This is a genomic window from Qipengyuania pelagi, assembly GCF_009827295.1.
Lineage (GTDB): Bacteria > Pseudomonadota > Alphaproteobacteria > Sphingomonadales > Sphingomonadaceae > Qipengyuania > Qipengyuania pelagi.
The window spans coordinates 1,245,135-1,268,645 of sequence record NZ_WTYD01000001.1 but is presented as its reverse complement, the minus strand read 5'-3'; the positions used below and the strand labels follow the sequence as shown (position 1 = coordinate 1,268,645).

24 protein-coding genes are annotated in these 23,511 nt (G+C 63.7%); 14 read left to right on the top strand and 10 right to left on the bottom strand.

Annotated elements, in window-relative coordinates; all coding sequences use genetic code 11:
• The first annotated feature begins 2 nt into the window (after positions 1-2).
• From rplS to GRI47_RS06140, 9 genes are all read left to right on the top strand, one after another.
• Entirely contained in the window at positions 3-371 is a 369-nt protein-coding gene (gene rplS, locus GRI47_RS06180; protein ID WP_067679024.1) for a 50S ribosomal protein L19, read from the top strand.
• Between the two features lie 286 nt (positions 372-657).
• The gene (locus tag GRI47_RS06175; RefSeq protein WP_160660435.1) at positions 658-2,952 is read left to right on the top strand and encodes a S9 family peptidase; all 2,295 of its coding nucleotides are present in this window, start codon (positions 658-660) and stop codon (positions 2,950-2,952) included.
• Positions 2,953-3,070: 118 nt separating this feature from the next.
• Complete coding sequence (locus GRI47_RS06170; protein WP_160660434.1) at positions 3,071-4,096, top strand: aspartate-semialdehyde dehydrogenase; 1,026 nt, start codon at positions 3,071-3,073, stop codon at positions 4,094-4,096.
• Positions 4,096-4,671 (top strand): aspartate-semialdehyde dehydrogenase, encoded by a 576-nt coding sequence (locus tag GRI47_RS06165; RefSeq protein ID WP_160660433.1) that lies wholly within the window; start codon positions 4,096-4,098, stop codon positions 4,669-4,671. Before GRI47_RS06170 ends, GRI47_RS06165 begins: the two co-directional genes overlap by 1 nt.
• Position 4,672: 1 nt before the next feature.
• Positions 4,673-5,434 carry an alpha/beta fold hydrolase gene (locus GRI47_RS06160; protein ID WP_160660432.1) on the top strand — a complete coding sequence of 254 codons (762 nt, stop codon included), beginning with the start codon at positions 4,673-4,675 and terminating at the stop codon, positions 5,432-5,434.
• Positions 5,435-5,494: 60 nt separating this feature from the next.
• Entirely contained in the window at positions 5,495-6,523 is a 1,029-nt protein-coding gene (locus tag GRI47_RS06155; RefSeq protein WP_160660431.1) for a YncE family protein, read from the top strand.
• On the top strand, positions 6,516-6,974 hold the full coding sequence (locus tag GRI47_RS06150; protein ID WP_160660430.1) for an ATP-dependent zinc protease family protein: 459 nt from the start codon (positions 6,516-6,518) through the stop codon (positions 6,972-6,974). Before GRI47_RS06155 ends, GRI47_RS06150 begins: the two co-directional genes overlap by 8 nt.
• A 10-nt stretch (positions 6,975-6,984) precedes the next feature.
• A complete protein-coding gene (rimK, locus tag GRI47_RS06145) occupies positions 6,985-7,890 on the top strand; it encodes a 30S ribosomal protein S6--L-glutamate ligase (RefSeq protein ID WP_160660429.1) in 906 nt (301 codons plus the stop codon).
• Between the two features lie 32 nt (positions 7,891-7,922).
• Complete coding sequence (locus GRI47_RS06140) at positions 7,923-8,393, top strand: YbjN domain-containing protein (protein ID WP_160660428.1); 471 nt, start codon at positions 7,923-7,925, stop codon at positions 8,391-8,393.
• Between the two features lie 16 nt (positions 8,394-8,409).
• Here the strand turns inward: GRI47_RS06140 and GRI47_RS06135 are convergent, their stop codons facing one another.
• The 4 genes from GRI47_RS06135 to rpsF form a co-directional block, all read right to left on the bottom strand.
• Positions 8,410-9,918 (bottom strand): AMP nucleosidase, encoded by a 1,509-nt coding sequence (locus GRI47_RS06135; protein WP_272916493.1) that lies wholly within the window; start codon positions 9,916-9,918, stop codon positions 8,410-8,412.
• Between the two features lie 66 nt (positions 9,919-9,984).
• Entirely contained in the window at positions 9,985-10,626 is a 642-nt protein-coding gene (gene rplI / locus GRI47_RS06130; RefSeq protein WP_160660426.1) for a 50S ribosomal protein L9, read from the bottom strand.
• Between the two features lie 13 nt (positions 10,627-10,639).
• Positions 10,640-10,864 carry a 30S ribosomal protein S18 gene (rpsR, locus tag GRI47_RS06125; protein WP_160660425.1) on the bottom strand — a complete coding sequence of 75 codons (225 nt, stop codon included), beginning with the start codon at positions 10,862-10,864 and terminating at the stop codon, positions 10,640-10,642.
• Entirely contained in the window at positions 10,864-11,235 is a 372-nt protein-coding gene (rpsF, locus tag GRI47_RS06120; protein WP_067678990.1) for a 30S ribosomal protein S6, read from the bottom strand. The genes rpsR and rpsF overlap by 1 nt, the downstream gene beginning before the upstream one ends.
• A 207-nt stretch (positions 11,236-11,442) precedes the next feature.
• Here rpsF and GRI47_RS06115 point away from each other — a divergent pair, with 207 nt between their 5' ends.
• Positions 11,443-12,390 carry a DUF808 domain-containing protein gene (locus GRI47_RS06115; RefSeq protein ID WP_160661340.1) on the top strand — a complete coding sequence of 316 codons (948 nt, stop codon included), beginning with the start codon at positions 11,443-11,445 and terminating at the stop codon, positions 12,388-12,390.
• Between the two features lie 34 nt (positions 12,391-12,424).
• On the opposite strand, the gene GRI47_RS06110 is transcribed toward GRI47_RS06115, so the two are convergent.
• Positions 12,425-13,849: a glutamate ligase domain-containing protein gene (locus GRI47_RS06110; RefSeq protein WP_160660424.1), complete on the bottom strand. Its 1,425-nt coding sequence runs from the start codon at positions 13,847-13,849 to the stop codon at positions 12,425-12,427.
• Between the two features lie 56 nt (positions 13,850-13,905).
• Between GRI47_RS06110 and GRI47_RS06105 the strand changes: the two genes are divergently transcribed.
• The 4 genes from GRI47_RS06105 (at position 13,906) to dnaN (ending at position 17,801) form a co-directional block, all read left to right on the top strand.
• Positions 13,906-14,775: an LD-carboxypeptidase gene (locus GRI47_RS06105; protein WP_160660423.1), complete on the top strand. Its 870-nt coding sequence runs from the start codon at positions 13,906-13,908 to the stop codon at positions 14,773-14,775.
• Positions 14,776-14,803: 28 nt separating this feature from the next.
• Complete coding sequence (gene fabD, locus GRI47_RS06100; RefSeq protein ID WP_160660422.1) at positions 14,804-15,742, top strand: ACP S-malonyltransferase; 939 nt, start codon at positions 14,804-14,806, stop codon at positions 15,740-15,742.
• The gene (gene fabG, locus GRI47_RS06095) at positions 15,742-16,494 is read left to right on the top strand and encodes a 3-oxoacyl-[acyl-carrier-protein] reductase (protein WP_160661339.1); all 753 of its coding nucleotides are present in this window, start codon (positions 15,742-15,744) and stop codon (positions 16,492-16,494) included. Before fabD ends, fabG begins: the two co-directional genes overlap by 1 nt.
• Before the next feature lie 179 nt (positions 16,495-16,673).
• The gene (dnaN, locus tag GRI47_RS06090) at positions 16,674-17,801 is read left to right on the top strand and encodes a DNA polymerase III subunit beta (protein WP_160660421.1); all 1,128 of its coding nucleotides are present in this window, start codon (positions 16,674-16,676) and stop codon (positions 17,799-17,801) included.
• On the opposite strand, the gene GRI47_RS06085 is transcribed toward dnaN, so the two are convergent.
• The 5 genes from GRI47_RS06085 to GRI47_RS06065 form a co-directional block, all read right to left on the bottom strand.
• Positions 17,798-19,132 carry a methyl-accepting chemotaxis protein gene (locus tag GRI47_RS06085; protein ID WP_160660420.1) on the bottom strand — a complete coding sequence of 445 codons (1,335 nt, stop codon included), beginning with the start codon at positions 19,130-19,132 and terminating at the stop codon, positions 17,798-17,800. The genes dnaN and GRI47_RS06085 overlap by 4 nt on opposite strands.
• A gap of 101 nt (positions 19,133-19,233) precedes the next feature.
• A complete protein-coding gene (locus GRI47_RS06080; protein WP_160660419.1) occupies positions 19,234-19,464 on the bottom strand; it encodes a zinc-binding dehydrogenase in 231 nt (76 codons plus the stop codon).
• Positions 19,385-20,203 (bottom strand): alpha/beta fold hydrolase, encoded by an 819-nt coding sequence (locus GRI47_RS06075; RefSeq protein ID WP_160661338.1) that lies wholly within the window; start codon positions 20,201-20,203, stop codon positions 19,385-19,387. Before GRI47_RS06075 ends, GRI47_RS06080 begins: the two co-directional genes overlap by 80 nt.
• 61 nt (positions 20,204-20,264) lie before the next feature.
• Positions 20,265-21,959, bottom strand: coding sequence for a PHA/PHB synthase family protein (locus GRI47_RS06070; RefSeq protein ID WP_160660418.1), 1,695 nt, complete (start codon positions 21,957-21,959; stop codon positions 20,265-20,267).
• 67 nt (positions 21,960-22,026) lie between these two features.
• Positions 22,027-23,349 carry an FAD-dependent oxidoreductase gene (locus GRI47_RS06065; RefSeq protein WP_160660417.1) on the bottom strand — a complete coding sequence of 441 codons (1,323 nt, stop codon included), beginning with the start codon at positions 23,347-23,349 and terminating at the stop codon, positions 22,027-22,029.
• Positions 23,350-23,511: the final 162 nt, after the last annotated feature.

Genomic DNA, 23,511 nt, shown 5'->3' with positions numbered 1-23,511 from the left:
CAATGAACCTGATTCAGACGCTCGAAGCCGAAGCGATTGAAAATCTCGGCAAGGATATTCCGGAATTCCGCGCGGGCGACACCGTGCGCGTCGGCGTGAAGGTCGTCGAAGGCCAGCGCGAGCGCGTGCAGAACTTCGAAGGCGTGGTGATCGCCCGTTCGAACCGCGGCATGGGGTCCAACTTCACCGTGCGCAAGATGAGCTTCGGCGAGGGCGTGGAACGCGTCTTCCCGCTCTATTCGCCGATCGTCGACAGCATCACCGTGGTCCGTCGCGGCGTGGTGCGTCGCGCCAAGCTGTATTACCTGCGCGGCCGCACCGGCAAGAGCGCGCGTATCGCCGAGCGCAAGACGGTTTCGCCCAAGGCGTAAGCCTTTCGCGATCGAAATTTAAGGCTCGGCGGGCGACCGCCGGGCCCTTTTTCGTTGTGAGCTTCGAGGGTTCACGCGAAGACGCGAAGTCGCGAAGATGCCTTATTAGCGGCGAAGCCGCCCTCAAATTACTGGCGGGTTGCAGGAAAGGAATGCCTCCGGCGGTCGGTCGCACGATCTTCGTGCCTTCGCGGCTTCGCGTGAAACCAACCCGACAACGCTTGCGGCAAATCCCAACCCGGCTAGGCTGCGCTCCGATACGCAATCACGGGACGCCTTTCTTGCCATGCGCTATGTCATCACCGCCGCCATCCTCCTCGCCACTGCTCCCATCGCCGCGCCCGTTCTCGCGCAGGACAGCGCGATGAGCCAGGGCGCCGACCTCACCTTCGAGCGTGTCTTCGCCTCGCCCAGCCTCGACGGGCCGAGCCCGCGCCAGGCGAAGCTGTCGCCGGATGGGCGCTATCTCACCCTGCTGCGCAATCGCGAGAATGATCGCGAACGCTACGATCTGTGGGCCTACGATCGGGAGAGCGGCGAATGGGCGATGCTGGTCGACAGCGAGAAACTGGGCTCGGGCCGCGAATTGTCCGAGGACGAGAAGATGCAGCGCGAACGCGCGCGTGTCGGCAGTCTCAAGGGGATCATCACCTATCAGTGGGCGAGTGACGGGGAGGGCGTGCTCGTCCCGCTCGATGGCGATCTCTATCTCGCGCGTCTGGATGGCGAGGTCGTGCGCCTGACCGATACCGAGGAAAGCGAGCTCAACCCCGCGCTGAGCGAGACGGGGGCCTATGTCTCCTTCGTGCGCGATCGGAGGCTCTGGGTCGGCGAAGTGGGCGAGGAGTCCGCGCCGATTACGCCAGAAGAATCGAACGAGAACGTCCGCTGGGGTGAGGCGGAATTCGTCGCGCAGGAAGAAATGGCTCGTCTCACCGGCTATTGGTGGAGCCCCGACGACAGGCGTATCGCGGTCGAACGCTTCGACGAGAGCATGGTCGGCGTCGTCACCCGCGCGGCGATCGGCGCGACGGGCACACGCGTCTTCGACCAGCGCTATCCCGTCGCGGGCAGCGAGAACGCCGATGTCGAACTGTTCGTGATGGACCCCGATGGCGGCAATCGGGTGAAGGTCGATCTCGGCGATTTCCAGCATCCCGATGTTTATACCGGAGGCGATCCGACCGATTTCTACCTCGCCCGTGTGGATTGGGCACCGGATGGCAGCGCGCTTTACGTCCAGCGGCAGAATCGCGCGCAGACGCATATGGACGTGCTGCGCGTCGATGCCGCGACAGGCGATGTCGCGCCCGTCTTCGCCGAGAAGGCGGCAGCCGACGATTACTGGATCAACCTGTCCGACAATTACCGCATCCTCGACAATGGTGACCTCATCTGGTGGTCGGAACGCGACGGTTTCGGCCACCTCTATCGCTATTCCGGCGCGGATGGGTGGCGCACATCGCGCCAGCTGACGCGCGGCGATTTCGTCGTGACACGGCTCGTCGGCGTCGACCAGTCGGCGCAGCGCCTGTTCTATCTCGCGACGAGCGCGGATGATCCGCTCGAACAGCATGTCTATTCGCTCGATTACGGCAGCGACACGATCGGGACGCCCCGGCGCCTGACCGAGAAGGGTTTTACCCATTCGGCGACCATGGACGGGAAGGGGCAGACGCTGCTCGTCACCCGCTCGAACGACGATACGCCGAGCCAGATCTATCTCGCCAATCAGGAAGGCGAGCGGCTGGCATGGGTGGAGGAGAATGCGCTCGACGCCGACCATCCCTATGCCCCCTATCTCGCCAGCCATCGCCCGACCCAATACGGGCAGATCGAGGCGGAGGACGGCACGCCGCTCTATTGGGAAATGGTCACGCCGGAGATGGAGCCGGGCAAGCGCTATCCGGTCTATTTCTACCATTATAGCGGGCCGGGGCCGCAGATCGTCAATCGCGGCTGGGACGGGGCTTTGAGGCAGGCGATCGTCGACAAGGGATATATCTGGTTCGCGCTCGACAATCGCGGCTCGAACAATCGCGGTGTCGCGTTCGAACAGCCGATCTATCGCGCGATGGGCGGGGTCGAGGTGCGCGACCAGAAGGCGGGGGCGGAATATCTCAAGACGCTCGATTTCGTCGATCCCGACAAGATCGCGATCGATGGCTGGTCCTATGGCGGATACATGACCCTGAAGCAGCTCGAGGCCGATCCGGGCCTCTATGCTGCCGGGATCAGCGGTGCGCCGGTGACAAATTGGGCGCTTTACGACACGCATTACACCGAACGCTACATGGGCACACCGCAGGGCGATGCGGCAGCTTACAAGGCCGCCTCGGCGCTCCCGGATGCGACCAAGATCAGCGATCCGCTGCTGATTATCCACGGGATGGCGGATGACAATGTGGTGTTCGAAAACGCGACCGCGATCATCGCCGAAATGCAGGAAGCCAATGTGCCGTTCGAAATGATGCTCTATCCCGGCTACACCCACCGTGTGTCGGGCGAGAATATCTCGCCGCACCGTTACAACACCGTGTTCCGCTTCCTCGAAAGCCACGGGGTGACGCCGCCCGAGTGAACGGACGCAGACCGGGGGCCGCTCTGATAGCCCGCATTGGCGGCGCCCCAGCCATTGTGCCCTTGCGGGTCCAATATCAGCCGCTATCTCGGCCCCGTACAGGAATTGGAGATTTGCTTTGGGTTATCGGGTAGCCGTGGTCGGCGCGACGGGGAATGTCGGGCGTGAGATGATGATGGTGCTGGCGGAGCGGGGCTTCCCTTGCGACGAGGTGGCCGCGGTCGCCTCCAGCCGCAGCCAGGGCTCTGAGGTCGAGTTCGGCGACACCGGCAAGATGCTCAAATGCCAGAACATCGAATATTTCGACTGGAACGGCTGGGATATCGCGCTGTTCGCCGCGGGCAGCGGCCCGGCCAAGGAATATGCGCCCAAGGCGGCGGCGGCGGGCTGCGTCGTGATCGACAACAGCTCGCTCTATCGCATGGACCCCGATGTGCCGCTGATCGTGCCTGAGGTGAACCCGGACGCGATCCACGATTACAAGAAGCGCAACATCATCGCCAACCCCAACTGCTCGACCGCGCAGCTCGTCGTCGCGCTGAAGCCGTTGCACGATGCCGCCACTATCAAGCGCGTCGTGGTCTCGACCTATCAGTCGGTCTCCGGCGCGGGTAAGGCCGGGATGGACGAATTGTTCGAGCAGAGCCGCGCGATCTTCGTGGGCGACACGGTCGAGCCGGTGAAGTTCACCAAGCAGATCGCTTTCAACGTGATCCCGCATATCGACGTCTTCCTCGACGATGGTTCGACCAAGGAAGAGTGGAAGATGGTTGTCGAGACGAAGAAGATCCTCGATCCCAAGATCAAGCTCACCGCCACCTGCGTGCGCGTTCCCGTCTTCGTCGGCCATTCCGAGGCGGTCAGCATCGAATTCGAAAACGAGATCAGTGCCGAACAGGCGCAGGACATCCTGCGCGAGGCGCCGGGCTGTATGCTCGTCGACAAGCGCGAGGACGAGGGATACATCACGCCGGTAGAGGCCGCAGGCGACAGCGCGACCTATATCAGCCGCGTGCGCGAGGACCCGACGGTGGAGAACGGCCTCAATCTCTGGTGCGTCTCCGACAATCTGCGCAAGGGCGCGGCGCTGAACGCGGTGCAGATCGCGGAACTCCTGGGGCGTGAATGCCTTAAGAAAGGGTGATGTCCGCCCGCTTCTGCCCTCTGCTCGTCAGCCTCGTCGCTATCGCGGCGTGCCAGCAGGTGAGCGAGGAGGAGAGCGCGCAGGGTCTCGCGAATATGGAGGCGGGCGTCCAACAACCGGGTGCCGAGGTCCGGCTTCGCGCCGACGGGGTGGAGATTACCGGCGCACAGGGAACCTATCTGGCCTTCGACAGCCCGCGAGACGCGGTGGAGAGCGAATTGGCGGGGGTACTCGGCCCCATCGTCGATCGTAGTCGCAACGATGAATGCGGCGCGGGCGCGGTCAGCTCGACGAGTTTCCCCGGAGGCCTGACCGTGAATTTCCAGGCAGGCAGGCTGGAAGGCTGGTTCCTCACTACGAACGAGGGTGAGCCCAAAGCGATCGCCACCGCCGAAGACATATCCATCGGTTCGGACGAAGCGGCGCTCGATGCAGCCTACGCGGTCGAGGCGATGGATAGCACGCTCGGTGACGAATTTACGACTGAAGAAGGCATTTCCGGGTTCCTGACAGGGCCGGAAGGCTCGCGAACGGTGGAGGCGCTTTATTCCGGTGCGACCTGTTTCTTCCGCTGACATGACATTGACGACAGACCATTTCGAGAGCTTCGACGGCACCCGTCTGGCCCTGCATCGCATGGGCGAGGGCAGGCCGATAGTGCTCCTGCACGGGCTCTTCTCAAGCGCGCAGATGAACTGGATCCGCTTCGGTCATGCCGAACGCATCGCTGGTCAGGGTTACGAGGTCCTGATGCTCGATTTCCGGGTTCACGGCGACAGCGCCGCTCCGCGCGAGGCCGAGGCCTATCCCGACAATGTCCTGGTGCGCGACGCGGCGGCACTCGTCGATCAGCTTGGGCTGACCGATTACGACCTCGGCGGCTTCTCTCTCGGCGCGCGCACCTCGCTCCACGCCGTCGCACACGGCGTGCTCGAACCGGCGCGGCTGATCGTCGGCGGGATGGGCACGGCGGGCCTCGGCGAATGGGCGAAACGCGCGGCGTTCTTCCGCCGCGTGATCGACGAATTCGACGCGATCCCGAAAGGCGATCCCGCCTATTTCTCGATGCAGTTCCTGAAATCGCAGGGCACGGACCGGGTTGCCGCGCGGCATCTTCTTGGTTCGATGCCCGATCTTGATCTCGCTCTGCTCGAGCGCGTCACCATGCCGACCCTCGTGGTCTGTGGTGACGAGGACCGGGACAATGGATCGGCCGAGGAGCTTGCGAATTTGCTCCCCAATGCGGACTTCATGGAGGTTCCAGGCACGCATATGGGCAGCGTTACCAAGCCCGATCTCGGACGGGCGATGGCGGACTGGCTGGGCTCGCCCGCTTGATTTGCGCGGAATGCGCGGTCAGGTATGGATTGAAGAACGAGGGAGGGGCGCATTTTTCCGATGATTTCGCGTATCTCGATAATCGCGGCGGCTGGATTGGCCGGGCTGGCCGGGTGCGCGCCGGTTGGCCCTTTTGGAGAGCGGGCTTTCCTCGAAAGCGACGCCACGGGCGCGCTGTTCGTCGCGGGCAAGTTCGGCAACACGCTGGCGCGGATCGATCTTGCCACGGGCCGTGAAACCGCACGGGTCGCGAGTTGCGCCAATCCGCACGAACTCGCCACCTCGCCCGACGGGGCACATGTCGCGCTCGCCTGTTATGGCGGCACCACGCTCGACATCTTCCGCACCGGCGATCTCGCGAAGGTCAAGACCATCGAGCTTGGCGAAAATGCTCGCCCGCACGGTATCGTCTGGCTTGCGAACCGCGATCTCTACGCGACGGCGGAAGGGCGCAAATCGGTCTTCTGGGTCAGGGACCCGCTCGGCACGGCGGAAACCTTCGAATATGGCAGCGGTCAGGAGGGGACGCATATGCTGGTCGTATCGCCCGACGCCCGCCATGCCTGGACCACCGATCTCGGATCGAAGACGGTCACGCGGATCGACCTCCTCACGCGCCGCGCCCCGCAATCGGTCGAGGTCGGGATCGAGCCCGAGGGGATCGCGCTGTCGGGGGATGGCGCAACGCTCTATGTCTCGGCCCGCGGATCGGACGAGGTCTATGCGATCGCGCCGCAATCCATGGAGGTCCGCCGGACCATTCCTGTCGGCGATTTCCCGCTGCGGATCGCAATTCGACCCCAAGGCGATTTCGCAATCACCTCCGACCTGGCCGATGGCGCCCTTTCCGTGATCGATCTGCGATCCGGTACGGTCGCACGCCAGATCGGGGTTTCGAGCCGTGACGAGGCGCAGGAGCGTTTCCAGGTTACGATTTTATGGTCACCCGATGGCGAGCGGATCTACGTCGCCGAAACCGGCACGGACACGATCGCCGAGGTCGATTTTTCGACCGGCAAGGTGCTGCGCCGCTTCTCCGGCGGCGATGGCGGCGACGGCCTGGCGATCCTGGGAGGCGCGGATGGCTAGAGCGGCCCTTCCAGTGGTGGGTTGGCGCGAGCTGGTGCATCTGCCCGATCTCGGCCTTCATAACCTCCCCGCCAAGATCGATACCGGCGCGCGCACGTCTTCGCTTCACGCGACCGTGCTCGACGAATATGAGCGTGACGGCGAGCAATTCGTCCGCTTCGCCGTCGATTTCCCGCAGCAGCACGTCCGCCAGGTGTGCGAGGCGGTGCATGTGGACTGGCGCGGGATCACCAGCTCCAACGGCAAGACCCAGCGGCGCCGCATCATCAAGACGCCGCTCAGAATCGGCGACGTCGAATTCCGCGCCGAAATCAGCCTCGCCAACCGGGCCGATATGCGATTTCCGATGCTGATCGGACGATCTTCGCTTAGACGCCGCTTTGTCGTCGATTCGGGTCATTCCTGGATGCAGACACCGGGCCGCAAGCCGGTCGAGGGTCACAAACCGTAAGGATCGCTCCATGAAAATTGCGATGCTGGCGCGCAACGCCAATCTCTATTCGCACAAACGCTTGCAGCAGGCGGCGGAGGAGCGCGGGCATTCGCTCGACATCCTCAACACCACGCGCTGCACCGTCCACATCGCGAGCCACCGACCCGAGGTTTATTATAACGGCGAGCCATGCGTCGGCTATGACGCGGTGATCCCGCGCATCGGCGCCTCGATCACCAATTACGGCCTTGCCATCCTGCGCCAGTTCGAGATGCGTGGCTGCTGGCCGCTCAACGAAAGCGTCGCCATCGGGCGCAGCCGGGACAAATTGCGTTCGATGCAGATCCTGGCCAAGCACGGGCTCGGCCTGCCGCTGACCGCCTATGCCAACGATCCCAAGCAGGCGGAGGAGATCATCAAGGCGGTCAAGGGCCCGCCAGTGGTCATCAAGCTGCTCGAAGGGACACAAGGGATCGGGGTCGTGCTCGCCGAGACGATGTCGAGCGCGAAATCTGTTATCGAGGCGTTTCGCGGCGCGAACGTCAACATCCTGGTACAGGAATTCATCAAGGAAGCGGGCGGCACGGATATCCGCGCGCTGGTAGTCGGCGGCAAGGTGGTCGCCACTATGAAGCGCACCGGCGCGGCGGACGATTTCCGCTCGAACCTCCATCGCGGGGGCAGCGCCGAGCTGATCAAGATCACCCCCGCCGAACGCTCGACCGCCGTAAGCGCCGCCAAGCGCATGGGCCTCAATGTCTGCGGCGTGGACATGCTGCGCAGCAATCACGGCCCGGTGATCATGGAGGTCAACTCCTCGCCCGGCCTGGAGGGGATCGAAAACGCGACCGGCAAGGACATTGCGGGCATGATTATCGACTTCATGGCCTCGAAGGCCAAAGAGGGAAAGACGAAGACCAAGGGGGCGGGTTGATTGATCGACCAGGGGTTTCAGGGGGAAAATTGATGTTCAAATATATGATTGCAGCTGCGTGCACCCTTTCCGCTGCACCCGTTCTTGCGCAGGACATGGTCAGCGCGAACGATCCGGCGACGATGGTGAAGATACTCGAATTTGCCGGTTATGAGGCTGAGTTGAGTACGGACAGCCAAGGCGATCCGCTGATCTCGACCGAATTAGCGGGCTATAACACCGATCTGGTCTTTTACGGCTGCAACGAGGAAACGCACGATGAGTGCGACGCGATCCAGTTTTACGCCGGCTTCAAGACCGATGGTAAGATCGATGCGGTGAAGGTCGATGCCTTCAACGCGCAGTATCGCTACGCCCAGGCGTCTCTGGACGAGGACAAGGATATGGTCATTCGTTGGGACGTACTGACCGGCAAGGGTATCCCCACCCCGGTATTTCTCATGTCGGTGCGCGCCTTTGCCGTCGCGATCGGGAATGCCGCCGATACCGCTTTTCCGGACTAGTCCAGACTGCAGGTTATCACCTGAACGGCGGCTCGTTGAACGCGCGCAGCTTGCGGCTGTGCAGTCTCGGGCCTTCCTCGCGTAGCATCCGGCAGGCGCTGATGCCGATCTGGAGATGGGCGGCGATCGCCTGTTCGTAGAAGCGGTTGGCCTGGCCTGGCAGCTTGATCTCGCCGTGCAAAGGCTTGTCCGAAACGCAGAGCAGCGTTCCGTAGGGCACGCGGAAGCGGTATCCCTGTCCGGCGATTGTCGCGCTTTCCATATCGACGCCGACTGCGCGCGATAGCGACATGCGCCGCGCCGAACTGGTGAAGCGCAGCTCCCAATTGCGATCGTCCGTCGTCACGACAGTGCCGGTGCGCATCCGGCGCTTCAAATCGCTGCCGTGTTCGCCCGACACCTGTTCCGCCGCGCCTGCCAACGCCTGCTGGACTTCGGCGATGGCGGGGAGGGGGATTTCGGGCGGCAGGACCGGATCGAGCACGTGGTCGTCGCGCAGATAAGCGTGGGCGAGCACGTAATCGCCGATTTTCTGGCTGGGGCGCAGGCCCCCGCAATGGCCGATCATCAGCCAGGCTTCAGGACGCAGCACCGCGAGATGATCGCAGATCGTCTTGGCGTTGCTCGGGCCGACGCCGATATTGACCAGCGTGATCCCGCTGCGGTTCTCGCCCACCAGGTGATAGGCGGGCATCTGGTGGCGGCGCCATGCGGTATCGGAAAGCTGCTCGCGCGCATTTTCGGTCTTTTCGGTCAGCATCATGCCGCCCGCACCCGCGAGCGCCGAGCAACCATTGCTGCCGAGCTGCGCGCCCGCCCAGTCGACGAATTCGTCAACATAGCGGTGATAGTTCGTGAACAGGATGAAACGCTGGAAATGCTCGGGATCGGTGCCGGTATAGTGCGCGAGCCGGGCGAGGCTGAAATCGGTGCGCAATCCGTCGAACAGCGACAGCGGGATCGGATCGTCGGGATTGTCCAGTTCGATCCCGTCGGCCAGTTCGTCGCCGATGTCGGCGAGGTCGGTCGAGGGGAAATGGCGCGCGATCTCGTTGGGATCGACCCCCGCCAGTTCCGCACCCGCCGCGCCGTCGAGCACGTAGGGGAACGGCATTTCCTGGCGCGAGGAGCCGACTTCGACCTCGATCTCGTAATTGCTCGAGATCAGCGCAAGCTGTTCGGCGAGATAGTCGCGAAACAAAGCGGGGCGGGTGACGGTGGTGGTGTAGAGACCCGGCGCGTTCAGGCGGCCGAAGGCGCGGCGGCGCCCCTCCGGCTGTTCGCCCCCGCGATAGCGCAGGCGCAGTTCGGGATAGGTATAGGACCCGTCGGTGCGGCGTTCGGGCGGAGGCAGCGTCCGGTCGCGACCGAAGGCGATGACATCGGCGCGCAGCCGCGTGACGGCAGCATCGTAAACGCTTTCGAGCTTGTCGAGGATGGTGTCGATCGAATCCATTGGGGCGTTCTGTGGCCTCTCTCTATCGTTTTCGTGACAGGCTCTGCCACGGACCTGTGTTGCTTGCAAAAAGGGCGCGGTCAGCAAAAGCCGCCGCGCCCCTTTCAAAGCTCCGCCGAAGCGGCAGGTACGGGATTACTCGCCGTCCTGCTCGATCGGGTTGCCGTCCATATCGACCGGGGTCGGCTCGTCGAGCATGTCGGCGGGGATTTCGCCCGGTTCGAGGTTGGGGTCGATGCGGTTGGCATCGGCCATTTCCTCGATCTCGCGCTGCTCGTCTTCGAACATCTGCGCGAGGACGTCCACGCCCTGGCTCTGCAATTCGGCTTCGTCGTCCGAACGGGCGACATTGGCCTTCACGGTGACATGCACTTCCGGGTGGAGAGCGACGGTCACGTCATGCATCCCGATCGACTTGATCGGGCTGCCCATGATGATCTGCTTCTTGTCGATCTCGTGGCCCTTTTCGGCCAGGCCCGCAACGATGTCGCGAACATTGACCGAACCGTAGAGCTGGCCGGCGTTGGACGAGGCGCGGATCAGGACGATCTCGGTCCCGTCGACGTCCTTGCCCTGCTTCTCGGCTTCGCCGCGGCGTTCCGCGTTTTCCTTTTCGAGGCGATCGCGATTGGCTTCGAACACTTTCTTGTTCGATTCGTTGGCGCGCAGCGCCTTCTTCTGCGGCAGCAGGAAGTTGCGGGCGTACCCGTCCTTCACGGTGACGACGTCACCGATATTGCCGAGATTGCCGATGCGTTCGAGGAGGATGATATCCATGGTGTCAGTCTCCTCAGCGCACGATGTACGGCAAAAGGCCGATATGGCGGGCGCGCTTGATCGCCTTGGCGAGTTCGCGCTGCTTCTTCGCGCTCACGGCGGTGATGCGGCTCGGTACGATCTTGCCACGCTCGGACATGAAACCCTGGAGAAGGCGCACGTCCTTATAGTCGATCGCGGGAGCGTTCTTGCCCGAGAACGGGCAGGTCTTGCGGCGGCGGAAAAACGGGCGGGCCATCAATTGTCTCCCCGGTCGGAGCGCTCGCGGCGCTTCTTGCTGTCGCGCTCGTTCTTGCGCATCATCGCGGACGGGCCTTCTTCATGCTCGTCGACGCGGATCGTCATGTAGCGAATGACGTCTTCGTTGATGCGCGTCTGGCGCTCAAGCTCGGCGACCACGGAACCCGGGCCTTCGATGTTGAGCAGCACGAAATGCGCTTTGCGGTTGCGGTCGATCTTGTAGGCGAGGTTCTTGAGGCCCCAGGTCTCCGTCTTGGTGACCTTGCCTTCGTTGTTCTCGACGATTTCGGTGGCGGTGGCGGCCAATTGATCGACCTGAGACTGGCTCAGATCCTGGCGCGCCAAGAATACATGCTCGTACAGAGCCATGCCTTGGTCCTTTCAGTTCATGCCGATCGCTGGCTGGTCCGTCCGGATGACGGGGCCCCTCCGGCCTTCTTCGTTTCCCATGGGCTCTCGCCATGCGGGAAGCGGGGCACATAGCGCGATCCGCGCGATTTGCAACACAAGATCGGACTTGTCGCGAGCGGGCGGTGCGGGCAGGGCACAAGCCTGTTTGTCTCGGAGATCAAGAATATGCCCGGCGGCCTGGTTGCCCTTCTCGACGATGTCTCGGTGATCGCGCGCACTGCTGCGGCGTCGGTGGACGATATCGGTGTCGCCGCCAGCCGCGCCGGATCGAAGGCGGCGGGCGTGGTGATCGACGATGCGGCGGTGACGCCGGGCTATGTCACCGGGCTGAAGCCCGCGCGCGAATTGCCGATCATCTGGAACATCACCAAGGGCAGTCTGAAGAACAAGCTGCTGATTCTGCTCCCCGGCGCCCTGCTCCTGAGCTGGCTGCTGCCCGCCGCGATCGTATTCGTTCTGATGGCGGGGGGCTGTTACCTCGCCTTCGAAGGCGCCGAGAAGGTGATGGAGAAGCTCGGCGGCGAAAAGCACGGCAAGACGCTGGAAGACGAGATCGAGGATCCGGTCGCGTTCGAAAAGGCGCGCACCAATGGGGCGATCCGCACCGATCTGATCCTGTCCGCCGAGATCATGGCCATCACCCTGAACGAGGTCGCGGCGGAAACCCTGCTGACGCGCGCGGTCGTGCTGGCCGTGGTCGGGATCGCGATCACCTTCGTCGTTTACGGGGCGGTGGCGCTGATCGTGAAGATGGACGATGTCGGCCTGTATCTCGCGGAAAAGAGCAGCGCGGCGGCACAGGCCACCGGACGCTTCCTGTTGAAGGCGATGCCGTGGCTCCTGAAGATCCTGTCTTTCGTCGGCACGATCGCCATGCTCTGGGTCGGCGGCGGGATCATCCTTCACGGGTTGCACGAACTGGGCTTCTACGGTCCTTCGGACACGGCCCATTCCATCGAACACGCGGTGGAGGTCGCGACCGGGGGCATGGGCGGCGTGCTGGGATGGGCGACCTATGCGGCGATTTCGGCTCTGGTCGGGCTGGCGGTCGGCTTCGTGATCGCGCAGATCGTCCATCGCCTCCCGACCAAGAGCGGGCGCGCGGCGCACTGAGCGCGATTTTAAAGGAACAGGACGGGCGCAGCCGTCAGAACCGCTGGAACAGGTCCCTCGCGAATTGCGACAGCGTATCGTCGCGTGCGCCCATGATGACGATCCGGTCGCCGGGCCGCGCGACGCTGGTCAGACGGTCGCCCACCGCCTTGCGATTGGGGATGTATTCGGCGTGGCCGCCCGCCTCCTCGATCAGGCGGACGATCCGCTCGCTCCCCTCGCTCCGGTCGGTGGTCCCGCCGAAATAGACCGGATCGCACAGGATCACGCGGTCCCCTTCGGCCAGTTCGTCCGCGAAGACCTGCGCCAGCTCGGCGCCCATCTGGCGCAGCGGCCCGTATCCGTGCGGCTGGAAGAAGGCGAGGATACGCCCCTCATGCGCGCGCAGGGTGCGCAAGGTGGCGGCACATTTTTCGGGATTGTGGCCGAAATCGTCGATCACCGTGATGCCGCTGGCCGAGACGCCGATCAGCTCGAACCGGCGGGAAAGCCCGTCGAACCCCGCCAGCGCTTCGACGGCGGTTGCAACCGGAATACCCGCCGCCGCCGCTGCGGCGATCGCGGCGAGGGCGTTGGAGAGATTGTGGCGACCGGGCAGGTTCAGGCGCAGCGCGTGTTCGCTGGCATCGTGGCGATCGATCACCAGCGCCGCCTGCCGCATGGGTCCCTCGGCCACGCTGCCGGGAACGATGCCGATCTGGGCCTTCGTCTGGTGCACGCCGAAGGTGATGGCCTCGCCGGCGTTTGGAAGCAGGGCGAGCGCCTCGGGATCGTCGGCGTTCACCACCGCGATCCGGCTGCGCGAGAGGTAATCGCCGAAGAGCTGGCGCAATTCCTCCATGCTCTTGTGGTCGAGGCTCACATTCAGCAGCACGCCGACCGCCGGACGATACAGCGCGATCGATCCATCGCTTTCGTCGACTTCGCTGACATAGAGCGTCTGCCCGCCCGCGACCGCGCTGGCGAAAGGGCGTTCGGCACTGGCGAAATTGGTCATCACCGCGCCGTTCATGATCGTCGGCTCGCGGCCCGCATGGTGCAGGATCCAGCCGAGCATTCCCGTGACGGTCGACTTGCCGCTGGTGCCCGCCACGGCCAACCCCGCTCCGCTGGTGTTGAACAGGATCGAATTGAGTTCCGCGCGGGTCAGGCGAAGACAGCCCAGATCTTCGGCGCGCGCGATGTCGGGAACACTGGCCTCGACCGCAGCGGAGGCGACGACGATCTGGTCCTTCGCAACGATGCCGCTGCCGTCCTGCGGGTGGATCGTGACGCCCTGCCGTTCGAGCGCGGAGAATTTTTCCGGCGTGCGCCCCTGGTCGCAGCTGCGGTCCGACCCGGCCACGCGCGCGCCGCGTCCGAGCAATATCTGGGCCAGCGGCAACATGCCCGACCCGCCGATACCGACGAAGAAGAAGGGGCGGGCGAGGAGATCTTCTGGGGAGGGAAATTCGCTCATGGACGGTCGAGCTATGGCGTTGCGGCGCGCATTACAAGCACGCTAGGGAGTATGGCATGCAGCAGGACCCGACACGGATAGCGATCTGCGCCCCGGCAGCCCCGCTGTCGCGTGACCTCGCGGCGCGGGTCGAGACACTGGCGAGGGACGAATTTCCGCAGCTCGATCTTTATTTCCACGACCAGTGTTTCGCGGAAGACGGGCATTTCGCCGGGTCGGACAGCGTGCGGCTCGACGCCTTTCTCGAATGCGCCAACGATCCCGACAGGGACGCGGTGTGGTTTGCCAAGGGGGGCTATGGCTCCAACCGGATCGCCCGCGCGTCGATCGATGGGCTCGGCGAAGCGGCGGCGAGGAAGAGCTATCTCGGCTATTCCGATTGCGGCACCATATTGGCGGCGCTCTACCGCGCCGGGATCGGCAAGCCGGTCCACGCGCCGATGCCGATCGATATCAAGCGCGATGGGGGTGAGGACGCGGTGCGCCGATCGCTCGCCTGGTTGGCTGGAGACCGCTCGGGGATCGAGCCCAATGTCGGCAGCGACGACGCGCCCGTGGTCGCCTTCAATCTCATGACGCTCGCCATGCTCGTGGGCACGGAGTTCATGCCAGACCTGTCCGGCCACGTCGTGATGATCGAGGAGGTGGCCGAGCATCTCTATGCGATCGACCGGCTGATGTTCCACGTCACCCAGCACCTGGCGCGCGAGCAGGCCATCAGGGGTATCAGGCTCGGCGCGGTAACGCACGTCCCGGAAAACGACCGTCCGTTCGGGGCAGACGCGGAGACCATCGTGCGCGATTGGTGCGCCCGTTCGGGCATCGCCTATCTCGGCCGCGCCGAAATCGGTCACACCAGCAGCAACCGCATCGTCCCCTTCGGACCTGTGGAGGCGGGGGTTGTGGAACCGATGCCGCCCGCATAAGCGCCCTCGGTTAAAGAGGAGACACGCGATGAAAGCCTTTATCTTCCCCGGTCAGGGGAGCCAGAAGATCGGCATGGGTGCCGATCTCGCCGATGCCAGCGCCATTGCGCGCGAAGTGTTCGAGGAAGTCGACGAGGCGCTGTCGCAGAAAATCAGCGCTCTGATGCGCGAAGGGCCGGAAAGCGAACTGACGCTGACCGCGAATGCGCAGCCCGCGATCATGGCCAACGCCATCGCCACCCAGCGCGTGCTGGCGAAGGAATTCGGGATCGAGCTGGCGAACCACGCCGCCTGCGTCGCGGGCCATTCGCTCGGTGAATACACCGCCCTGTGCGCGGCGGGCGCTTTCTCGCTGACGGACACGGCGAAGCTTTTGCGCCTGCGCGGCATCGCCATGCAGGATGCGGTGCCGATCGGCGAAGGCGCGATGGCCGCGCTGCTCGGGGCCGATATCGACAAGGCGACCGCGCTGGCCGAAGCGGCTGCACAGGGACAGATCTGCGAAGTCGCCAACGACAACGATCCCGGCCAGGTCGTCCTCTCCGGCCATGCCGAGGCGATCGAGCGCGCGATCGAGATGGCGAAGGATCACGGCATCAAGCGCGGCGTACGCCTGCCGGTTTCGGCGCCGTTCCACTGCTCGCTGATGCAGCCCGCCGCAAACCGCATGAAGATCGCGCTCGAGCGCACGCCTCCCGGCGATCTCGCCGTGCCGATCTACGCCAATGTCACTGCCGCCAAGGTCACCGACCCGGCCGAGGAGCAGGCCCTGCTGGTCGACCAGATCACCGGCCGCGTCCGCTGGCGCGAAAGCGTCCTGGCCATGCGCGCGGACGGGGTGGAACAGTTCGTGGAGATCGGCGGCAAGGTGCTGTCCCCGATGGTGACCCGAACCGACAAGGATGCCGCGACGGTCAGCCTGGTCACGATGGAAGATATCGAAGCCTTCGCGAAGGAGAATGCATGATGTTCAGTCTCGAAGGTAAGACCGCCCTCGTCACCGGTGCCAGCGGAGGCATCGGGTCCTCGATCGCCTATGCGCTCGCGAAGCAGGGCGCACGGCTGGCTCTGTCGGGGTCGAATGGCGATAAACTGCGCGCCTTTCGCGAACAGCTGATCGAGGAAGTCGGCGGCGATCATGTCGAGATCACCTGCGATCTTTCCAATTCGACCCAGGTCGAGGAGCTGATCCCCGCCACGATCGAGACGCTCGGCAAGATGGACATCCTCGTCAACAATGCCGGGATCACGCGCGACAATCTCGCCATGCGGATGAAGGACGAGGAATGGGATCAGGTGATCCGCATCAATCTCGAAGCCAGTTTCCGCCTGATGCGCGCCGCCGCCCGCCCGATGATGAAGGCGCGCGGGGGGCGGATCGTCTCGATCACCAGCGTGGTCGGCCACACCGGCAATCCCGGCCAGATGAACTACGTCGCGGCCAAGGCCGGTTTGACGGGCATGACCAAGAGCCTGGCGCAGGAGCTTGCAAGCCGGAACATCACCGTAAATTGCGTCGCCCCCGGCTTCATCCGCACCGCGATGACCGACGCTCTGGACGACAAGCAGAAGGATGCGATCAACTCCCGCATCCCGATGGCGCGCATGGGCGAGGGCGAGGAAGTGGCCGCAGCGGTCGCCTATCTCGCCAGCGACGAGGCCGCTTACGTGACCGGCCAGACGCTGCACGTAAATGGCGGCATGGCGATGATGGGGTAACGGCGATCCGCGCGGGGCGGGCCGGAGTGTCGTTTATCCCCAAGGGAATCCGGCCCCGCGCGGCTCCGCGCTTGCTCCGCAAGGAGGCCCCGCTAAGGTCTCCATCCGTATTCCGGCGCTGACAGGGCGATTCCGGCCTGCCGCGCGACCTTTGACCAGAGCGGGATGAAAGTAGGACCATGAAGGCCACCATCGAACGCGCGACGCTGCTGCGCTGTCTTTCCCACGTCCAATCCGTGGTGGAACGGCGCAACACGATCCCGATCCTGTCCAACGTCCTGATCGAAGCGGGCGAGGGCGGCACGGTCAAGGTCACCGCGACCGATCTCGATCTCCAGGTGGTCGAGAACATGAGCGCGGCCAGCGTGGAAAGCGCGGGTGCGGTCACCGTCTCGGCGCATCTCCTGTTCGATATCGCCCGCAAACTGCCCGATGGCAGCCAGGTGAGCCTGGAAACCGCCGAAAACCGGATGGATGTGAAAGCCGGTCGCAGCCGATTCAAGCTGCCCACTCTGCCGCGCGACGATTTCCCGGTCATCGTCGAAGGCGATCTGCCGACGAGCTTCGAACTGCCGTCGAAGACGCTGGCCGAACTGATCGACCGCACGCGCTTCGCGATCTCCACCGAAGAGACGCGCTATTACCTCAACGGCATCTTCCTGCATGTCTCGGATGAAGACCGCCCGGTTCTGAAGGCCGCGGCTACCGATGGGCATCGCCTGGCCCGCTTCACCCTGCCGCGCCCCGATGGCGCGGAAGGGATGCCCGACGTGATCGTGCCGCGCAAGGCCGTGGGCGAATTGCGCAAGCTCTTGGAAGAAAAGGGCGAAGGCGCGGTTCAGATCGACCTGTCGGCGAGCAAGATCCGCTTCACGCTTGGCGGGGAAGGCGGCGTAGTCCTAACCAGCAAGCTGATCGACGGGACCTTCCCCGATTACAGCCGCGTGATCCCCACGGCGAACGACAAGCTGTTGAAGCTCGATCCGCGCAGCTTCTTCGAAGGGGTCGACCGTGTCGCCACCATCGCGACCGAGAAGACCCGCGCTGTGAAGATGGGCCTCGACAAGGATCGCGTGACGCTGACCGTCACGAGCCCGGATAATGGCACGGCGGCGGAGGAACTGCCCGCCGAATACAGCGCCGACGGGTTCGAGATCGGCTTCAATGCCAGCTATCTCAAGGACATACTCGGCCAGATCGACAGCGACATCGTCGAGCTGCACCTCGCCGATGCGGGCGCGCCGACGCTGATCCGCAAGGACGACAAGAGCCCGGCGCTCTACGTCCTGATGCCGATGCGGGTCTAGGCGCGCAGCTTCGCGGTGAATGCGTCTGCGGTCGTCCGCAGGCTTAGCAGGCTGGTGTCGAGCGCTGTAACTTCAGCGCTGACCGCACCGATCGCGCCGGAGAGGTCCTCGATTCCCGCTTCCATCTGACCGATCGCCCGGCTCGACGCTTTCGCACCCATCGCCGTGTCCTCGACGCAGCGCGTGATCTCCTTCACGCTTCGTGCCTGGGCGTTGAGCGTCTGGCGCATCCGATCGGTAGTGGTTTTCAAGCCGTCGAATTGCTGGCGCATGGTGGCATGGGCGGTTCGTGAAGCATCCGAGGTCTGCCGGATATTGGTCACCTGCGATCCGATCTGCGTGGTCGCTTGTTCGGTTCGTTCGGCCAGATCCTTCATCTCGTTGGCGACGACGCGGAATCCGAGGCCCGCTTCTCCCGCCGATGCCGCTTCGACGAGGGCGTTGAGCGACAGGATCTTGGCCTGATCCGCGATCGACCGGATCAGCTTCAGGAGCGCTTCGATCGTATGGGTATCGTCGGCCAGGGTGAGGGCGCTCTGCTCCGCCCGGCGCGCGGTTTCCGAAAATTCGGCCAGACGGTCGAGAGTGAATCCCAGATCGCCATCGATCGTCTCGATCGCATCACGGAGGTCGCCCGTCTTTTCGGCCACTTCGGCCATCGCGTCGGTCGAGTGCGCCGATGCCGAACTGACGTCGCCGGAGAGATCGAGCAGCGCACGAGCCGCATCCACCGAAGCCGAGGCCTTGACGCGTGCCTCCGCGCTCAAGCGATTCGAGGACTGGATGATGTCGGCGATGGATTCGTCGAAAGCCTTTGCATTGGCAGCAAGCGTGCGCCGGTAGCGGCGCTTTTCCAGGCGGCTCACAGTCGAAACAAGGATTTCGACTTCCAGCGCGCTGACCCGCATGAATTGTCCGACGAGATATCGGCGATCTTCAGGGTCTTCGAGACTGTGGCTGATGATTGCCGCCGCGGCGCGATGCGACCAGCTCAGGGCCGAAAGAAGAGCAAGAGTGGACGCTCCCGTCTTGAATTGCAGCTCTCCGGCCTGTTCGATGCGCGCGATCCACGCCGCGTCGATCGGCGGGCTGAACTTGCCGCGGCTATATTGCGCTATCCGTACGATCAGAGCTGACTTGGCTTCGTCATCCAGCCGGAAATTGGCGGCTTCGAGAAAATGTTCGACATAAATGCTCGCAAGATCTTCGGCGGAGTCGCGAAGGATTTCGCTGATGCGGGCAAAGGCGCTTTGATGTTCGTCGAGGATGGCGAAACGCGCCAGCCGCTCGCTTGCCGACGCGCCGTCGGATATCTCGGTTTCTACGAACATCCCTTATCTCCCGGATGGATGTTCGCCGAAAACTCTTTCAAATCGCCTAATCGCGGTAAAACTGTTGTTCGAAAAGGCAGGCCGATCGGAAGTGTCCAAAATCAGATCTCTATTGCGATCTTCCCGACATGGTCGCCGCTTTCCTGATGGCGGAAAGCGTTTGCGAGATCTTCGAGCGCGAAAGTATCGCTGATTTCAGGGACGATCCCATTGGCTTCGATCGCTTCGACGAGATCGCGCTTATGCTGACGCTCAGGCGGCGCGTTTGCGTTCTGCGGCGGTATCCGGGCTGTCGAGAAAGTCCCGCAGCAGCGCCACGCTCTCTTCGGCATGGGTCAGCAGGAACAGATGGCCGCCATCCTCGAATGTCTCCAGCCGCGAATTGCGGATCGCCGCGGCGAGGATCTTGCCGTTGATCGGGGGCACGATGCTGTCTTCCTCGCCCATCATGATCAGCACTTCCTTGTCGAGGAAGGGCAGTGCGGGCAAGCTGGTCCAGCCAAGCATGGCGATCAGCTGATACAGGTAACCGCGCGGGCTGGGTGGCTTGAGGCGCCCGATATGCTGCGCCTTGCTGCCGGGCCGCTTGGTCATCCCGCCATAGAGCGTCATGAAATGTTCGTTCATGAACTCGGGATCGACGTAGCGGCGCGGGTCGATCATCTTGGTCAGCGCGGCGGGCTTGCCCGGCACCATCAGCATACCCGCCGTGGTCGCGGCGAGGACGACGCGGCGCGTCCGCTTGGGGTGCTGGAGAGCGAAATGCTGCGCCATGGCGCCGCCCCAGCTCACGCCCATGACATCGACGACATCGAGCCCCAGCCGGTCGAGCACCTGCGTTGCTGTCCAGCACATGGTGAAGGGGTTGTAGGGCAGACTCGGTTCGGGGCTTTCGCCGACGCCGGGCATGTCGAACATAACGAAACCGCGCTCGGTCAACCGCTCCGCCAGCGGGGCGACCGCCTCGATATTGGCGCCGATCCCGTTGAAGAACAGGATCGGCGGATGTTCCGACGCTTCATCGAGCCGCCAGTGGGCGACGCGCAGGCTGCGGCCCCCCGCCTCGATCATCTCGTAGATGGCGGTGGATTTATCCTGGGCAGGTGCGGTCAAACGACAATCCTTCTCGATTTCAACATGGTTCCATAACGTAGAGACCGGGGGCGGGGTCCAGCGGTTTGTATTTGGTATTCCCCAATTTGCCGGGCGCCTTCACCTTTTCGCCCGACCGGGTCTGGAGCCAGTCCATCCAGAACGGCCACCAGCTGCCCGCGACTTCCTCCGTTCCCTTGAGCCATTCGTCCGCCGTATCGGGCAGAGGCCCGTCGCCTTTCTGAACGTAATAGCGCGCCTTGGGGTTGCCGGGCGGGTTGAGGATCGCCTGCATATGGCCGGAATGCGAGAGGACGTAGGTCAGGTCCTTCGATCCGAACAATCGGGTCGAGCGATAGGTCGCCTTCCACGGGGTGATATGGTCGGTCACGCCGCCCAGGATGAAGAGGTCGCTCTTTACCTTGGACAGGTCGATCTTGTGATCCACCATCTCGACCTCGCCCTTCCTGGTGAAAGCGAGCGTTTCGAAGATGGTCAGGAAATCGCCCATCAGGCTGGCGGAGAGATTGGTGGCGTCCGCGTTCCAGAACAGGACATCGAAAGCGGGCGGGTCCTGGCCGAGCAGGTAATTGTTGATGACGTAGTTCCAGATCAGGTCGTTTGGCCGCAACCAGACGAAGCCGCGCGCCAGATCGTCGCCCTTGATGACGCCCGCCTTGTCCGCGCGGCGGCGCGCCAGTGCGAGGCCGTTATCGCTGATAAGCGAGCCCGCCTCGATATCGTTCTGCTTGGGATGCAGCACGCACACCATCAGCGTCAGCGTGCCGAGCAGGCTCTTGCCGCCCTTGGCATCCGCCGCCAGCTTGCTCGCCAGCATCGCTGCCGTCTGCCCGCCCGAACATCCGGCGGAGACGTTGACCTTGTCGCTCTTCGTGATCGCGGCGACCGCCTCCATCGCCTCGCGGCAGGAATTGACGTAATCGGCCATGTCCCAATGGCCCTGATCCTTGCTGGGGTTCTTCCAGCTGATCACGAAGGTCTGAATACCGTTATCGACCTGATATTTGACTACCGATTTTTCGGGGCTGAGGTCGTTGATATACATCTTGTTGATCTGGGGCGGGATGGTCAGCTGGGGGACCGCGTGGACCTCGTCCGTGGTCGGGGCATAATGGATCAGCTCCATCATCTCGGTGCGCAGGACGACCGCACCTTTCGACGTCGCGACATTTTCGCCCAGTTTGAAGGGCTTCTTATCGACCTGGCTGACCATGCCCTTGTTGTTGACGAGGTCGTCATAGGCGTTCTTCAAGCCCTTGATCAGGCTGAGGCCGCCGCTGGTGATCGCCATCTTCTGCGCGCTGGGATTGCCGATCAGCGTGTTGGTGGGTGAGAGGCTGTCGATGATGATCGTCGAAACGAAGCGTGCGCGGTCCTTTTCCAGCTCGTCCAGTTCGAGATCGTCGAGCCAGCCGGCCATCCCCTTCTGCACGGCGAGGTAATATTGCATCCCGGCGCGCATGAAGGGGTTGTACTGCCACGCCGGGTCCATGAACCGTTTGTCCTTGGGATCGGGGGCGAGATCGGACTTGCCGGTCATGATCTTGATCATGTCGCCGCCCATGGCCTGCGAATGTTTCATCAGACGTTGGGGATCGGAAGCCGTTTCGCGCAGCAGGACGGCCACCGCGCCGAAGATGTCCTCCCGCGTGAGGCCCACCAGAGGGCCCAGGGCGCTGGTGTACTGAGCGGCTTCGTCTTCCAGTCTCGCCATGATTTTCGCATCCTCCATTTTTTGATCTATCGCATCGAAACGCCGAAGCGGATCGAGCCGTTCCGCGCTACTTTCCCTCTACGCTCCGTGGCCCGCTCGCAGCGATCATGCTGGCGACATCGGTGAACTTCTCGCGCGGAGACCCGTCGCGCGCGGCGGCGATTTCCGCCTCCTCGATCCGCTGCCAGTCGCGGAAGGTCACGATGTCGATCCCGCGCTCCTCGGCGAGGGCATCGAACCCCTCGCGGCCCTTTTTACGCGAGCCGTGGCCGATATCTTCGGCGATCCTGTCCACGATTGCATAGCCATCGGGGCGGTTGGTGCCGATCGTCCCGGAGGGACCGCGCCGCGCCCAGCCGACGCAATAGAGACCCGGCAGGATGCGCCCTTCGTCATTGGCGAAGCGGCCCGCGCGCTCGTCGAAGGGAACCCCCTCGATCGGCGAGGTGCGATACCCGATGCAGCTGACGACGAGATCGGCGGGGATTTCACGAAATTCACCCGTGCCGACCGCGCGGCCTTTTTCGACCACGGTGCGTTCGACCTTGACCGCACGGACCTGCCCGGCCTCGCCAAGCAGGGCGGCAGGGCTGGTGAAGAAAGCGAAGTCGATCGTGATCGCTTTGTCGGATGCTTCCTCTTGTGCGGCGAAATCGCGCAGCAGCGTCACCGATTTGCGCAGCCCCGGTTCGAGGACGGCATCGTCCCCTTCCGGCGGCAGATCGGCTGCATCGACCGAGGGGCGCGCGCGTTCGAGATGCAGCAATTCCCCCAATTCCTTGGGCGTCATCATGATCTGGTGCGGCCCGCGCCTGCCGAGCAGGGTGATCCGGTCGAGTTTGCTGGCGCGCAGGGCGTCGAGCGCATGGGCGACGATATCGGACCCTGCAAATTCCGCTTCGGTCTTGGCGAGGATGCGCGCCACATCGAGAGCGACATTGCCCATGCCGATGACCACCGCATAGCGGCCCGAAAGATCGGGGTCGAGCGACGCGAATTTCGGATGCCCGTTATACCAGCCGACGAATTCGGCGCTGCCGAAGACATTGCCGAGCTCCGCGCCATCGACCGCAAGGGGCCGGTCATTGGGTGCGCCGGTAGCGAGCACGACCGCATCGTACAATTCGCGCAGTTCGGCGATCGTCACGTCGCTGCCGACATTCACGTTGCCGACGAAGCGCACATTGTCGCTCGTCGCCACCTTCTCGTAGCGGCGCGAGACGCCTTTTATCGATTGGTGATCGGGCGCCACGCCCGTGCGGATCAGCCCGAACGGGACGGGCAAGGCGTCGAACACGTCGACCCGCACATCGTCCTGCCACAGCTTTTGCGCTGCTTCCGCCGTGTAATATCCGGCAGGCCCCGATCCGACGATGGCGATGTGGCGCATGTCTGTCTCTCCGCGAGCCAGCATGGCGCGGTCCCGCACCGCTGGCAAGCCGCGGATTCGCCCGGCCTTCGGCGCGACTTAACCATTAAGTGAAGTTTCGTGTCTATCAGCCCTTCCCAGGTCGAGCCCGGCTTTCGTCCGAGGCCATTTGATGTTGAAGGA

What these genes read in the sequence shown, in the direction of transcription:
- rplS (WP_067679024.1), top strand. Translation starts at nt 3, where the DNA reads ATGAACCTGATTCAGACGCTCGAAGCCGAAGCGATTGAAAATCTCGGC.
- GRI47_RS06175 (WP_160660435.1), top strand. Translation starts at nt 658, where the DNA reads ATGCGCTATGTCATCACCGCCGCCATCCTCCTCGCCACTGCTCCCATC.
- GRI47_RS06165 (WP_160660433.1), top strand. Translation starts at nt 4,096, where the DNA reads ATGTCCGCCCGCTTCTGCCCTCTGCTCGTCAGCCTCGTCGCTATCGCG.
- GRI47_RS06160 (WP_160660432.1), top strand. Translation starts at nt 4,673, where the DNA reads ATGACATTGACGACAGACCATTTCGAGAGCTTCGACGGCACCCGTCTG.
- GRI47_RS06155 (WP_160660431.1), top strand. Translation starts at nt 5,495, where the DNA reads ATGATTTCGCGTATCTCGATAATCGCGGCGGCTGGATTGGCCGGGCTG.
- GRI47_RS06150 (WP_160660430.1), top strand. Translation starts at nt 6,516, where the DNA reads ATGGCTAGAGCGGCCCTTCCAGTGGTGGGTTGGCGCGAGCTGGTGCAT.
- rimK (WP_160660429.1), top strand. Translation starts at nt 6,985, where the DNA reads ATGAAAATTGCGATGCTGGCGCGCAACGCCAATCTCTATTCGCACAAA.
- GRI47_RS06140 (WP_160660428.1), top strand. Translation starts at nt 7,923, where the DNA reads ATGTTCAAATATATGATTGCAGCTGCGTGCACCCTTTCCGCTGCACCC.
- rplI (WP_160660426.1), bottom strand. Translation starts at nt 10,626, where the DNA reads ATGGATATCATCCTCCTCGAACGCATCGGCAATCTCGGCAATATCGGT.
- rpsR (WP_160660425.1), bottom strand. Translation starts at nt 10,864, where the DNA reads ATGGCCCGCCCGTTTTTCCGCCGCCGCAAGACCTGCCCGTTCTCGGGC.
- rpsF (WP_067678990.1), bottom strand. Translation starts at nt 11,235, where the DNA reads ATGGCTCTGTACGAGCATGTATTCTTGGCGCGCCAGGATCTGAGCCAG.
- GRI47_RS06115 (WP_160661340.1), top strand. Translation starts at nt 11,443, where the DNA reads ATGCCCGGCGGCCTGGTTGCCCTTCTCGACGATGTCTCGGTGATCGCG.
- GRI47_RS06110 (WP_160660424.1), bottom strand. Translation starts at nt 13,849, where the DNA reads ATGAGCGAATTTCCCTCCCCAGAAGATCTCCTCGCCCGCCCCTTCTTC.
- GRI47_RS06105 (WP_160660423.1), top strand. Translation starts at nt 13,906, where the DNA reads ATGCAGCAGGACCCGACACGGATAGCGATCTGCGCCCCGGCAGCCCCG.
- fabD (WP_160660422.1), top strand. Translation starts at nt 14,804, where the DNA reads ATGAAAGCCTTTATCTTCCCCGGTCAGGGGAGCCAGAAGATCGGCATG.
- fabG (WP_160661339.1), top strand. Translation starts at nt 15,742, where the DNA reads ATGTTCAGTCTCGAAGGTAAGACCGCCCTCGTCACCGGTGCCAGCGGA.
- dnaN (WP_160660421.1), top strand. Translation starts at nt 16,674, where the DNA reads ATGAAGGCCACCATCGAACGCGCGACGCTGCTGCGCTGTCTTTCCCAC.
- GRI47_RS06085 (WP_160660420.1), bottom strand. Translation starts at nt 19,132, where the DNA reads ATGTTCGTAGAAACCGAGATATCCGACGGCGCGTCGGCAAGCGAGCGG.
- GRI47_RS06080 (WP_160660419.1), bottom strand. Translation starts at nt 19,464, where the DNA reads ATGCCGAAGAGAGCGTGGCGCTGCTGCGGGACTTTCTCGACAGCCCGG.
- GRI47_RS06075 (WP_160661338.1), bottom strand. Translation starts at nt 20,203, where the DNA reads ATGATCGAGGCGGGGGGCCGCAGCCTGCGCGTCGCCCACTGGCGGCTC.
- GRI47_RS06070 (WP_160660418.1), bottom strand. Translation starts at nt 21,959, where the DNA reads ATGGCGAGACTGGAAGACGAAGCCGCTCAGTACACCAGCGCCCTGGGC.
- GRI47_RS06065 (WP_160660417.1), bottom strand. Translation starts at nt 23,349, where the DNA reads ATGCGCCACATCGCCATCGTCGGATCGGGGCCTGCCGGATATTACACG.